Here is an 11887-nt window from a genome sequence, read left to right on the forward strand (position 1 = left end):
CATGCCCGGTAAGGGTAAGCACCGACGCCCCAAGACCCGTACGTTCTCGCGGGGGTTCGCCGCCGCCGGAACGGGCGGAGCCGCCATCGCCCTGCCGTTCATCGCCGCCACCGGCGCGCACGCCGCCCCGAAGGCCGCGCCCGCCACCGCGCCGCAGGCCGTCTCCGCCCACGCGGCCGAGGGCGTGTCCCGCACCGCCCAGGCGTCCGTGACGCAGACGTCCACCGCGCCGCGTCAGGCCGCGGCCGCGGCGACCACGACGTACGCCGTGGTCGCGGGCGACTACCTGTCGAAGATCGCGGACGAGCACAAGGTCCGGGGCGGCTGGCAGAAGCTGTACGCGGACAACCGCTCGGTCGTGGGTGACGACCCGTCGCTGATCCACCCCGGTCTCGAACTGACCATCGGCGGGAAGTCCGCCGGGGGCGACGGCGCCAAGAAGCCGTCGTCGGCGCGCTCCGAGACGCCCCGGGCCTCCTCGGCTTCCGCCGCTCCCGCGGCCGAGGGCGCGGGGAAGGCCACCGGCGGCACGGCCGCGAAGTCCGCGGCCGACACTGCCGCGAAGAGCGACACCGGCGGCTTCACCAAGCCGGTCGACGCGCCGGTGAGCACGCCGTACCGCGCCTCCGGCGGCATGTGGTCCAGCGGCTACCACACCGGTGTGGACTTCACGGCGTCCTCCGGCACTCCGGTCAAGGCGGTCGGCGCCGGTACGGTCGTGACCGCGGGCTGGGGCGGCTCGTACGGCAACCAGGTCGTCATCAAGCACGACGACGGCCGGTACTCCCAGTACGGGCACCTGTCGTCCCTGGCGGTCTCCGCCGGCCAGTCCGTCGGCGCGGGGCAGCAGATAGGCCTCTCCGGAGCCACCGGCAACGTCACGGGCCCGCACCTGCACTTCGAGATCCGCACCGGTCCCGAGTACGGCTCGGACGTCGACCCGATCGCCTACCTCCGTCAGAACGGCGTCAGCCTCTGATCCGAGGGTCCGGCCCGGCAGGTCTTCCGGGAGCCGCTCCGGAGACGTCCCCGTCGCCCCCGCCCGGCACCGCGCGTGCCGGGCGCCGGGCGGCGGGGACGAGCGACGCCCGGGCTATTCCCGCTTGGGCGAAAATTGACCGATGGCATATATCACGCGTCGTCAACCCCTCCTTACGGTCGCGTAGGTCACATCCGCGGGTGAAGGATGAACGGCTGTGGGAGACGACGATTCGAGAACAAGTAAGAGTGGCGTATTCGGGTCGTACGCAGCGCTCGGGGACAGCTTCACGGAGGGCGTGGGCGACCCCGGACCCGACGGGCTGTTCGTCGGCTGGGCGGACCGGCTGGCGGTCCTGCTCGCCGACCAGCTGCCGTCCTCGGGCGACACGCCCGACACCGCGCACGGCGACTTCCGGTACGCCAACCTCGCGGTACGCGGCAAGCTCCTCGACCAGATCGTGGCGGACCAGCTGCCCCGGGCGCGAGAACTGGCCCCGGACCTGGTGACGTTCTGCGCCGGCGGCAACGACATCATCCGGCCGGGCAGTGACCCGGACGATGTCGCCGAGCGGTTCGAGCGGGCCGTCGCGGACCTGACCGGTGTGGTCGGCACGGTCATGGTGACCACCGGCTTCGACACCCGTGGCGTACCCGTCCTGCGCCATCTGCGCGGCAAGGTCGCCACGTACACCGCGCACGTCCGCGCCATCGCCGACCGGTACGGCTGCCCGGTGCTCGACCTGTGGTCCCTCAGGTCCGTCCAGGACCGGCGGGCCTGGGACGGCGACCGGCTCCATCTCTCGCCCGAGGGCCACACCCGGGTCGCGCTGCGCGCCGCGCAGGTGCTGGGCGTACCGGTGCCCGCCGACCCGGACCAGGCGTGGCCGCCGCAGGCCCCCCGGGGCACGCTGGAGACACGCCGGGACGACCTCCACTGGGCGCGTGAGTACCTGGTGCCCTGGATCGGCCGCCGCCTGCGGGGCGAATCGTCAGGTGATCACGTGGCGGCAAAACGGCCCGACCTCCTGCCCCTGGAACGCTGAGCGCCTCCCGGCGGGCCCTTCGGACGCCGGGGAGAACGGGCCCCGGGGCCCTGCCGGGGCTTGTCCGCGCCCGTACGGGCCGCGGGGCGGTACCGCGCGGCCCCGGCAGGTCCGTCAGGCTCTCGCCGGGATCCTCTCCAGCACGCCGCCCGCGAAGACGTCGTACAGCGGCAGCGTCTCCAGGTGCACGTAGCCGATGTGGCAGTCGCACACCGCCAGCGGGCACGCGCGGGGCGCCAGTGCCCGGCGGTACGAGCCGTCGTACAGGTTGCCCAGCTCGGACGGCACGAAGTGGCAGCGCCGTACGGTCCCTTCGCCGTCCACCGAGATCACGGACTCGCCCGTGCGGCACGGCAGGCCGGCCGAGCGGTGGGGGTGCCGGCTGTAGGGGAAGAGCGGGTCGAGGTCCGTCCAGCGGGCGGCCTCCTCGTCCGTGTAGGTGTGCCCCTCGGCCGCGTTGATCCACAGGTAGACATGGCCCGGCAGCGCGGCACGCAGCCTGCGGGCGTGCTCCAGGTGCTCGGGCAGGCCGACGACGCCCACGCTGAACCGGGCCCCACGGTCCGCGAGGTCATGGCACTTGGCGAGGAAACGGTCGTACGGCGTCTGCCCCGGGTGGTACGTGCACCACAGGGCCAGCGTCCCGAGGTCGGCGTCCGCCAGCCAGTCCGTACGACAGCTGAGGTTGGTCTGGATGGCCACCCGGCGCAGATGCGGCAGGTGGGACAGCTCGGCGAGGGTCCGCCGGTACCAGGAGCGCACCAGACCCTCGCCCCAGGGCGTGAACAGCACGGACAGCCGGTCCCGCGACTGCTGTGCCGCCCAGTCGGCGAAACGTTCCAGCGCGGCCCGGTCGGCACGCAGCCGCTCGGGGCTGTCCCGCCGCTTGGCGAAGGGACAGTACGGACAGTCGTAGTCGCAGGAGGCGAGCGGGCCGCGGTACAGGATCGTCAGGTCCATGCCGGGCTCACTTCCACGCGTACGCGGCCATCGCGGCCCGTACGGCGGGTGAGAAGAGCGCGGGTCCCAGCGCGTCCGAGTACGCCAGCCCCTCGGGCGACAGCCGGAGCAGGCCCGGGTCCACGTCCTCGGCCAGCCAGCCGAGCGCGGCGAACCGCGCCAGTTCGGCGGGGAAGTCCTCGGCGGGGGTGGTGCCGAACCGCCCTCGGTAGTCCGCCACTTCCATGCCCCGCGCCTGGAGCAGCGACTGGAGCAGATGACGGCGGCGTGCCTCGTCACCGTCGACGCGTCGGCCGACCTCGGCCCGGGAGAAGTCCTCGGTGGTGGTGTAGGTGTCGATGATGCGGCGGATCTCGCGCATGTCGACGGCGTAGTCCAGGGAGTAGTGCAGCGTGGACGTGTACGAGCGGGCTCCGCAGCCGAGGCCGATCATGCCGTCGGTCTGGCAGGCGTAGTCGTCCGCCCCCTGGGGCGGGGCGTCCGCCCGGCGGAACATCCGCATGGAGACCTGCTCGTATCCCTGGGCGAGCACGTGGTCGCGGCCCTGCCGGTACAGGCGCAGCCGCTGGTCGTCCCAGGCCGCGTCGCCGTGCGCGCCGAGCCTGCCGAGGCCGGTGAGGGGCCGGACGTAGAGCGGGTACAGGTACAGCTCCTCGGGCCGCCAGGCGAGCGCGGCGTCCAGGGAACGGCGCCAGGTGTGTTCCGTCTGGCCGTCGATGCCGTAGATGAGGTCGATGTTGAGGACCGGGATCCGCGCCTCGCGTATCCGCCCGAGCGCCGCCTCCACGTCGGCGCGCCGCTGCGGCCGCACGGCGGCCCTCGCCTCGGCGTCGTCGAAGCTCTGGACTCCGATGCTCACGCGGGTGGCGCCCCGGTCGGCGAGCACGGCCAGCCGGTCGGCGGTGGCCGTGGCGGGGGAGGTCTCCACGGAGAGCGGGACGTCCGTCAGCCGCACCCCCATGCGCCGCTCCGCGATGTCGCAGAGCCGCGTCAGCTCGGCGGCGTCGAGGAAGGTGGGGGTGCCCCCGCCGAAGGCGGCGGTGGCGAACCGTACGGTGGCGGCACCGGCCCGGGCCGCCGCCCCGTCGAGCGCCTCCCGCACCGCTGTCGCCTGTCGGTCCAGGGCGTCCAGGTAGCGCGTCGTCAGCTCGTCCGGGGCGCCGATCCGGGTGAAGAGGTTGCAGAAGCCGCAGCGGACCTCGCAGAAGGGGATGTGCAGGTAGAGCGAGAGCGCGTCCAGGCGCTCGCCCGCCCACAGGTCGCGCAGCGCGGGACGGTCCGGCAGCGGACGGTAGGCCGTCTTGTGCGGATAGGCGTAGACGTAATTCTCGTACGGGCGTGGTGTGGTGGCGCTCGCCGCGACCGGCTCCGCACCGGGATCGGTGGCCGCGTCCTCATGGGCGCGGAGGGTGTCAGTGGTGCTCATCAAGGGCCCCGTTTTCCAGGAAGAAATGGGCGTACGGCACGGTCCAGACGGACTCGTGGGCCAGGCGGTGACCGGTCCAGCCGTCGTCGCCGTAGGCGGTGCCGTGGTCGGAACAGACGATGGTGAAGCAGCGCCGCCGGCTGCTCGCGGCGGCGAAGAGCCGGCCGATGTGCCGGTCGACGTAGGTGAGCGCGGCGGCGTGCGTGGCGCGGGAGTCGCCCGCCTCGCGGGTGGCGCCGGGCAGATGGAACCAGTTGGGCTGGTGCAGGGCGGCCACATTGACGAAGAGGAACAGCCGCTGCTCGCGCGGCAGGCCGGCCACGACCTGTTCCGCGCGGGTGACCTGTGCCTCGAACGAGGTGGGTGAGGCCACGCCGAACTCCGGTTCCCAGTGGCTCTCCTGGAACATGCCGGGCAGGACCGAGCCCAGCGCGCCCCGCTTGTTGAAGAAGCCGACGCCGCCGACGCACACCGTGCGGTAGCCCGCCGCCGCGAGGGCCGAGGGCAGATCCGGCGTGTCGAAGACGTAGGTCCGGCCCGCTGTCGTCTCACTGCCGCCGAAACGCCCGGCGAACAGCCGGGGGTGGCGGCCCGGCACCGCCGGGGTGGGCAGGAACCCGGCGAACATCGCCTGGTGGGAGGCGTAGGTGAAGCTGCCGGGGGCGTGGCGTTCCTCCCAGCGCCCGCCCGGCAGATGCCGGGCGAGGTGGGGGATGCGGCCTTCGGCGGCGAGTTCGCTCGCCACGTCGTGGCGCAGGGTGTCGAGGGTGACGAACAGGAGATCGTCCCGGCCGACGACCTCGTTCATGTCAGGAATCACGTCGGGCGTTGTGTCGGCAGGCGGGTGTGCCGGTGTCAGCTCGGGCGGGTGCATTGCCGCACCTCCTTCCCCGGACTGCGGGGCATGCTCCGGGGCAGCGTGGCGAGCTGCGCTCCGTAGGTGTCCAGACCCTCGCCGGCGCTGCCGGGCAGGCCGGTCAGCCGGGGCAGCAGGTCACCGAAGGCGTTGACCTCGCAGACCGCGAACCGCCGCCAGTTCGGGGCCGCCAGCAGATCGACGCCCACGCAGTGCGTGCCCGGAAAACACTCGGCCGCCCGCTCGCACACGGCCATGGCCGCGGCCCAACCGGCTCCGGACGCGTCCATCGCCGCCCGTGCCGCGCCGAGATCCCCACGGGAGCCGCCCAGATGGAGATTGGTCATCGGGGAGCCGCTGGTGCGCACCACCGCGTGGGTGGCACGCCCGGCGACGATGACGACGCGCAGATCGGCCGACCGGCCGCCCTGTGTCGCCTTGGGCAGCCACTTCTCGATGTGCAGCCCGTCGGGGGCGAGGGTGTCCACGATCGCGGCCACCTCCGCCTCCGTCGTATAGCGACGCACCCGCAGCGAGTTGAACAGACGTCCCTCCGGGTCACGTTCGACGGAGGTCGTGGCCCGCACCCGGCCGGGCCCCGCCGTCTCCAGCGCGATCACCCCGGACGCCGAGGACCCGTGGGCCAGCTTGACGAACGCCCGGGACAGCCCGGCGTCCGCCATCAGGGTCCGCACGTCGTCCCAGCCGGACACGGCGGGCGCGCCGGGGCCCGAGGTGGGCGAGAGGGGCACCGTGACGCCCGCCCCGTCCAGCACGCCGTGGCAGAGCCTCTTGTCGAACAGCACCGCGATCTCCCCGGGGTCGTCGAGCAGCAGCGCCCCGGCGTCCGCCGCCGCGCGTCCCACCTCCCGGGCGGCGGCGGTGAAGTGCCTGTACCAGCGGCCGGTGCCCTCCACCCGGGTCGGATCGTCCGCGTCGCGCAGCAGCCGGTCCACCTCGGTGTCCTCGCCCGGGGAGTCGATCCGCACCGTCTCACCGGCCCCGAACGCGGCCCGGCCGCGCAGCACGTCGAGCCAGGAGACCTCCCTGGCGGCGGGCAGGCCGGCGGCCCGTACGGCGTCCTGGAAGAGGATGACGCGGCGGTTGGCCGGATTTCCGACCACGGCCAGGGCGTGTCGCGAAAGCCCCGCCTGGTCGGCGGGCGCGTTCGGGGACGGTGCCATGGCTTACTCCGACACCGCTGTGTAGCGGCCCTCGACACCGTCGGAATCGCCGTCCGCCGTCTCGGCCTCCGAGATATCGACTTCCACCCCGGCCGCGCCGAGCGTGGTCGTCAGCCGCTCCCGCATCGCCTCACTCAGGAAGTGGTGGTGCAGATCGAGCTTCTTGAGGTGGGTGAGCGGCTGTCCGCTCAGGAGCGCCTCGGCACCCTCGTCGCCGAGCGTCCCCATGGAGAGGTCCAGTACCTCCAGACCGGCCACGACCGGGGCGCCGGCCAGCGCGTTCGCGATCCGGTCCTGTATCTCGCTGTTGCGCAGCGCCAGATGCCGCAGCCGGGGGAAGCGCTCCCCCGAGAGGAACGGCGCCAGGTCGGCCACTTCCGTGGTCCCGCCGTACCAGGAGACGCCCAGCCAGAGGTCCAGGTGCTCCAGCGCGGGGAGGTCGGAGGCGCCGACCGACCGTACGACCTCCGCGTCCAGACCGCCCGTCTCGATGGTGAGCGAGCGCAGCCGTTCGTGCCGGACGGGGGAGAACCCCAGGTCCTGGCCGCCGCGCACGCCGAACTCGGTCAGCTCGGGGAAGGCTTGGAGCAGGGGGGCGACCTGCGTCTGATGCATCCAGGAGATCTCACACTGGTCGAAGGTGACGTCCCCGAGAAAGACCGCGCGCAGCGCCGGCAGCCGGTCGCGCGCCGCGACGAGTGTTTCGATGACGTCGTCGGGGCCCGAGTCGTAGACGTCGCTCCAGGCTCCGACGATCAGCGCTCGCACCCGCGTCGGATCCACGGCCTCGGTGAAGCGGGCGAACGCCTCGTCCCACTGCTCGTCGCTCTCGTACGCCTCGACGGCGATGCGCCAGGCCACGGAGGCCGGGTCGGGAAGGGAGTCCTCCGATCCCGCTTCGGGGAAGTCGAACGCGGGCAGGCCGTACAGCTCGTTCAGTTGGTCCGAGACGGTCATGGTGGATCGCTCCAGTGCACCGGTGTGACGTTGGTCGGTTGATGTGGAGAAGTTCTACCAAGGCCCACTGACAAGGCCCTCGCCGGGACTGAACGAGGCCCTCGCCGGGACCGGACCGCGCCGTCGTCGGGGCCGGTTGTCAGACCCTCGCCGTAGCGTTCGTCTCAGGTCGGCGCGCTCGGCGCCACCGGATCGAGGGGAGAGCCATGTTCCGGCAGGGAGACGTACTGATCACGCCCGTCGCACAGGAGACCGTGCCCGCGCGACTGCTGGACGAGACGGGCGTGCGGGGCGAGCCGAGGGACGCGCGGGGCCGCCTGGTGCTCGCGCTCGGCGAGGTCACCGGACACGCCCACGCCGTGCCCGGACCCGGGCGCCTGGTCCGCGAGTCCGGTGACATGTCGGCACCGATGTACCTCCACCTCCCGGACGGCGGGCGCGTGGTGCACGAGGAGCACGCGGCGATAGCGCTGCCCAAGGGATGGTTCCGGGTGGTGCGCCAGCGCGAGTACGTGCCGGGGGCGTTCCGGGTCGTCGCGGACTGACCGGGGCGATCGCGGATCAGGACGCGGCGGGACAACGGCGTACGAGTACTGCAGGGGACGGGTAGCGAGGTATGGGTGCGGAAATGAGCGGTGTGGACATGTGGCGGGCCGTCGCGGCGGCGACGGGGGCGGCGGACCGGGCCGCGGCCGAGCGGGGCGTGCGCCTCGCCTACCGCAAAGCGGGGCTGACGGAGCCGGAGCGAATCGTCTGGGCGGCGTCACCGTCGGCCGGTGTGCGGGCCGTACGAGAGCTGGGCGACGCGGGTGCGTCGGTGCGCGACGACGTGCGCACCTACCCATGGGCCGGCGAACGGCGTCGACTTCACCAGGAGTTGGGGGTCGCCCGCTGGGCGGAGCACTGGAGTGCCACCGGGGCCCGCCTGTGGGACACCACCCGGGCGCTCGCCGACCGGATACGCGCCGGCGTCGTGGAGGCGCTCGCGAAGGAGTCCGTCGAGGCGGCCGATGTCCGCGCGGTGCTGCTCGACGCGGTCCTCGGGCAGCACGACGCGGCCTGGCTCGCCGCGTTCGACGGGCACGGCGAGCGGCTCGAGGGACTCGCCGAGGTCGCGCGGCACGCCGGCTGGTGGTGGCCGTACGAACGTGCCGTCGTGATCTGCGAACGCCCCACCGAGCTGCACCGGGACGAGGCGGGCCGGCTCGACCGCGGGGACGGGCCCGCGCTGGCCTACGCCGACGGCTTCGCCCTGTACGCGTGGCGCGGCATGCCGGTCCCGGCCGAGTTCCTCGACGAGTTGGCGTCGCTGACGCCCGAGCGGATACGGACCGAGGGCAACGCGGAGCTGCGCCGCGTGATGCTGGAGTACTACGGCTACGACCGCTATCTGAGCGAGTCGGACGCCCAGCCCGTGCACAAGGACGAGACCGGCGTCCTGTGGCGGATCCGGCTGGACGACGACGAGGACGTCGTGATGGTCGAGGTCGTCAACTCCAGTCCGGAGCCGGACGGTTCGTACCGCACCTACTGGTTGCGGGTGCCGCCCGCCACCCGGACGGCCAAGGAGGGCGTCGCCTGGACGTTCGGGCTCGACGAGGAGGCGTACGACCCTCTGCGGCAGACCTGAGCCGCCGCCGTGGTTCGGCGCCCGGGCCCGAGATCGGGCCCGGATCACCGTGGCCCGTTGTCCGGGACGGGACACCGGGCCCGCATCGGGGGCCGGTACCCGGCGTGCCCGGCGCCGCTCAGGCCGGGGCCGCGAGCAGGGCGTCCTGTCCGATGAGCGCGGTACTGCCCTCGCCCGTACAGGCGTGGGCGCCCGCCACGGCACCGAGCCGGGCACACGCCTCCAGGTCCCGCCCGGCCAGCCGACCGTAGAGGAAACCGCAGACGTACGCGTCGCCCGCGCCGTTGGAGTCCACCACCGGTGCGGGGGGCACCGTCGCGGGAACGGGCCGCGGGGTACGGCTGCCGTCGCGGCTCATCACGTACGACCCGCCCGCGCCCGCCGTCGCGACCACCGCCTCCGCCCGCCCCTCGCGCAGGATCTCCCGCATCACGGAGGCGATCCGCTCACCCGCCCCCACCGCGCTGAGGAACACCAGATCGGAGCGGAGGGCGAAGTCCCGGTGGTAGTCGCTCAGCCCGTCCCAGTCGTGCAGATCGGTCGAGACCGGGACTCCGAGCGCCTCGATGTCGTCGTACAGGAACCGCGTGAAGTTGGTGATCGAGAGATGGACATGACGGGCACGTTCGAGGTGGGGCAGGTAGAACTCGCGCGGCATCCGCAGGTGCTCCGGGTCACGAGCGTCGTGGAAGGACATCCGGCGGCCGGTCTTCTCGACGAGGTTGACCGCGCGCCGGGTCCCCGTCTCCGAGACCAGCGTCTCGAAGTCCACACCGCCGGCCGTGAGCCGGTCGCGGACCAGGCCGCCGATCCAGTCGTCCCCTATGTAGTCGAGGAACTTCACCTTCAGACCGAGCGCCCGGCAGCCCAGGGCCACGTTCCCGCCGGTGTGCCCCGGCCACTCGTGGATCGGGCCCACACCGACCGAGTCGGCCAGCGGCACCGGCAGGGAGTCGACTCGGACGATGGTGTCCACTCCGCTGCCGCCGACGACGAGTACGTCGTGGGCGGCGTCGACGGTGCTGCCCGTTTCGGCCGCCTCGGTCGTGTCTGTCTGCTGATGGCTCACGAGATCCCTTTCGGTTCTGCGTCCCTGTCCGTGTCCGGGGGCCCAGTATGGCCGCCGCGGGACGGCGGCGACGTCGGCCCGCGGAGACAGCCATGACCGGCCGGCCGGCGAAGCGATCGTCCCGTTTCCCCCGGATTCCACCGGTCGATTCCTCCGGCCTGATTCCTCGCACGCATGCGTGCCCGGGAATCCTCGGGGCAATGACCACGTTGGACGATCGGCTGGACGGAACGTACCGAGGGGCGGCGGCGTGATCACTCGGCCCGCACCGCGGGACGCCGCTGGCGATAATGAGGACGACACTGAACCCCAGGAGGTGCTGTGACAGGCGCTGGTTCCTCCCTCTCGTTGCGCTCACGGCTGCGCTCGATCCGACCCGCGGCCTTCGGGGCCGACTCCGCGGGGGAGCGGTTGGAGCGGATCCACCGCTCACCCAACTTCGCGGACGGGTCATTCCAGAACCCGGTGGGAGCCAGGATCAGACCGTCCGGCGGCTCCGGCCTGGAGCTCGCGAAGGTCTACTTCCAGAAGGAGGCGCGGGCACGTCGCGCTCCCGCGGGCACCATCCCCGTGCACCCCACCACCCTCACCGACCTCGCGGCGCCGCCCCCCTCGGGGCTCCGGCTCACCTGGATGGGGCATTCGACCGTACTCGCCGAGATCGACGGCCGACGTGTGCTCTTCGATCCGGTCTGGGGCGAACGCTGTTCCCCGTTCGCCTTCGCCGGCCCGAAGCGGCTGCACCCGGTGCCCGTCCCGCTGCGCGCCCTGGGACCCGTCGATGTCGTGGTGATCTCCCACGATCATTACGACCACTTGGACCTGCCCACCATCCGCGACCTGGCCTCGACGGACACGGTCTTCGCCGTGCCGCTCGGGGTCGGCGCGCATCTGGAGCGCTGGGGCGTGCCCGCGTCCCGGCTGCGCGAGCTCGACTGGAACGAGTCCGCCGAGGTCAGCGGCATCCGGCTGACCGCCACGCCCGCGCGGCACTTCTGCGGCCGGGGACTGCGCAACCAGCAGCACACGCTGTGGGCCTCCTGGGCGGTGGCCGGGCCCGAGCACCGGATCTACCACAGCGGGGACACCGGCTACTTCTCCGGTTTCCGGGACATCGGCACCGAGCACGGTCCGTTTGACGCGACCATGATCCAGATCGGTGCCTACAGCGATTACTGGCCCGAGAACCACACGGATTCCACCCCGCTGCCCGGCGCGTGGCCGGACATTCACATGAACCCCTCGCAAGGGGTCCAGAGCCACCTCGACCTGCAGCAAGGCCGACCCAGCGGTGTCATGCTGCCGATCCACTGGGGGACGTTCAATCTCTCGTTGCATCCCTGGGCCGAGCCCGGCGAGTGGACGCTGGCCGCCGCCGGTGCGGTCGGACAGGCAGTCGCCGTCCCGGTCCCGGGCCAGCCCTTCGAACCCGCTGGGGACCTCCCCGCGCGCCCTTGGTGGCGGGATGCGTCGCTGCCGCTGAACCGTAAGTGGCCCGTTCCCGAGATCACACCGGCGGCGTCCACCGACGGTCTCGATCTTGTGGGCGAGAACTGACCACGGATGAGCCGAAGTGCGTGATGGAAGTCCTCTCGGGCTCATCGGTGAGTCCTGGGCATTGTTGACGGCGGTGCCTGCGGAGGCGAGGTGTTGGACGCCGGCCTTCTGCGCGGCGTGGACGATGTTGGCGTGCTGCGTGAGGACGGACTCCAGCCCTCGACCCGGCTGTCACCCGTGACCGGGCCGAGGGCGCGGTCCGGTCACGGGCCGGCACTCCGACG

Annotated in this window: 11 protein-coding genes; 5 read left to right on the forward strand and 6 right to left on the reverse strand. The window is 72.6% G+C overall.

What is annotated here, in order from left to right; genetic code table 11:
* Position 1: 1 nt before the first annotated feature.
* Together ACU6P3_RS29465 and ACU6P3_RS29470 are read left to right on the forward strand one after the other, a co-directional pair.
* Positions 2-979 carry a LysM peptidoglycan-binding domain-containing M23 family metallopeptidase gene (locus ACU6P3_RS29465; RefSeq protein ID WP_447194872.1) on the forward strand — a complete coding sequence of 326 codons (978 nt, stop codon included), beginning with the start codon at positions 2-4 and terminating at the stop codon, positions 977-979.
* A 217-nt stretch (positions 980-1196) separates the two neighbouring features.
* On the forward strand, positions 1197-2024 hold the full coding sequence (locus tag ACU6P3_RS29470) for an SGNH/GDSL hydrolase family protein (protein WP_447194873.1): 828 nt from the start codon (positions 1197-1199) through the stop codon (positions 2022-2024).
* A 114-nt stretch (positions 2025-2138) separates the two neighbouring features.
* Here ACU6P3_RS29470 and ACU6P3_RS29475 read toward each other — a convergent pair whose 3' ends face one another.
* The 5 genes from ACU6P3_RS29475 to ACU6P3_RS29495 are packed head-to-tail and all read right to left on the reverse strand — an operon-like array spanning position 2139 to position 7407.
* Positions 2139-2984 carry an STM4011 family radical SAM protein gene (locus tag ACU6P3_RS29475; RefSeq protein ID WP_447194874.1) on the reverse strand — a complete coding sequence of 282 codons (846 nt, stop codon included), beginning with the start codon at positions 2982-2984 and terminating at the stop codon, positions 2139-2141.
* A gap of 7 nt (positions 2985-2991) precedes the next feature.
* On the reverse strand, positions 2992-4410 hold the full coding sequence (locus ACU6P3_RS29480) for an STM4012 family radical SAM protein (protein ID WP_447194875.1): 1419 nt from the start codon (positions 4408-4410) through the stop codon (positions 2992-2994).
* Positions 4397-5218, reverse strand: a complete 822-nt coding sequence (locus ACU6P3_RS29485) for an STM4013/SEN3800 family hydrolase (protein ID WP_447194876.1) — start codon at positions 5216-5218, stop codon at positions 4397-4399. Before ACU6P3_RS29485 ends, ACU6P3_RS29480 begins: the two co-directional genes overlap by 14 nt.
* 47 nt (positions 5219-5265) lie before the next feature.
* Positions 5266-6450 carry an STM4014 family protein gene (locus ACU6P3_RS29490; protein ID WP_447194877.1) on the reverse strand — a complete coding sequence of 395 codons (1185 nt, stop codon included), beginning with the start codon at positions 6448-6450 and terminating at the stop codon, positions 5266-5268.
* A gap of 3 nt (positions 6451-6453) precedes the next feature.
* The gene (locus tag ACU6P3_RS29495; protein ID WP_447194878.1) at positions 6454-7407 is read right to left on the reverse strand and encodes an STM4015 family protein; all 954 of its coding nucleotides are present in this window, start codon (positions 7405-7407) and stop codon (positions 6454-6456) included.
* A gap of 206 nt (positions 7408-7613) precedes the next feature.
* Between ACU6P3_RS29495 and ACU6P3_RS29500 the strand changes: the two genes are divergently transcribed.
* The gene (locus ACU6P3_RS29500) at positions 7614-7952 is read left to right on the forward strand and encodes a DUF8820 family protein (protein ID WP_447194879.1); all 339 of its coding nucleotides are present in this window, start codon (positions 7614-7616) and stop codon (positions 7950-7952) included.
* A gap of 83 nt (positions 7953-8035) precedes the next feature.
* Entirely contained in the window at positions 8036-9037 is a 1002-nt protein-coding gene (locus ACU6P3_RS29505) for a DUF6745 domain-containing protein (protein ID WP_447194880.1), read from the forward strand.
* A 118-nt stretch (positions 9038-9155) separates the two neighbouring features.
* On the opposite strand, the gene ACU6P3_RS29510 is transcribed toward ACU6P3_RS29505, so the two are convergent.
* Positions 9156-10013: a carbohydrate kinase family protein gene (locus ACU6P3_RS29510; protein WP_447198123.1), complete on the reverse strand. Its 858-nt coding sequence runs from the start codon at positions 10011-10013 to the stop codon at positions 9156-9158.
* Positions 10014-10427: 414 nt separating this feature from the next.
* On the opposite strand from ACU6P3_RS29510, the gene ACU6P3_RS29515 reads away from it, so the two are divergent.
* On the forward strand, positions 10428-11663 hold the full coding sequence (locus ACU6P3_RS29515) for an MBL fold metallo-hydrolase (protein WP_447194881.1): 1236 nt from the start codon (positions 10428-10430) through the stop codon (positions 11661-11663).
* The last annotated feature ends 224 nt before the right edge of the window (positions 11664-11887 follow it).

This window comes from Streptomyces hebeiensis (assembly GCF_052983195.1).

Excerpts from the sequence above, each read along its gene's own strand:
- ACU6P3_RS29495 (WP_447194878.1), bottom strand. The coding sequence starts at position 7,407 with ATGACCGTCTCGGACCAACTGAACGAGCTGTACGGCCTGCCCGCGTTC.
- ACU6P3_RS29480 (WP_447194875.1), bottom strand. The coding sequence starts at position 4,410 with ATGAGCACCACTGACACCCTCCGCGCCCATGAGGACGCGGCCACCGAT.
- ACU6P3_RS29485 (WP_447194876.1), bottom strand. The coding sequence starts at position 5,218 with ATGAACGAGGTCGTCGGCCGGGACGATCTCCTGTTCGTCACCCTCGAC.
- ACU6P3_RS29475 (WP_447194874.1), bottom strand. The coding sequence starts at position 2,984 with ATGGACCTGACGATCCTGTACCGCGGCCCGCTCGCCTCCTGCGACTAC.
- ACU6P3_RS29500 (WP_447194879.1), top strand. The coding sequence starts at position 7,614 with ATGTTCCGGCAGGGAGACGTACTGATCACGCCCGTCGCACAGGAGACC.
- ACU6P3_RS29505 (WP_447194880.1), top strand. The coding sequence starts at position 8,036 with ATGAGCGGTGTGGACATGTGGCGGGCCGTCGCGGCGGCGACGGGGGCG.
- ACU6P3_RS29490 (WP_447194877.1), bottom strand. The coding sequence starts at position 6,450 with ATGGCACCGTCCCCGAACGCGCCCGCCGACCAGGCGGGGCTTTCGCGA.
- ACU6P3_RS29465 (WP_447194872.1), top strand. The coding sequence starts at position 2 with ATGCCCGGTAAGGGTAAGCACCGACGCCCCAAGACCCGTACGTTCTCG.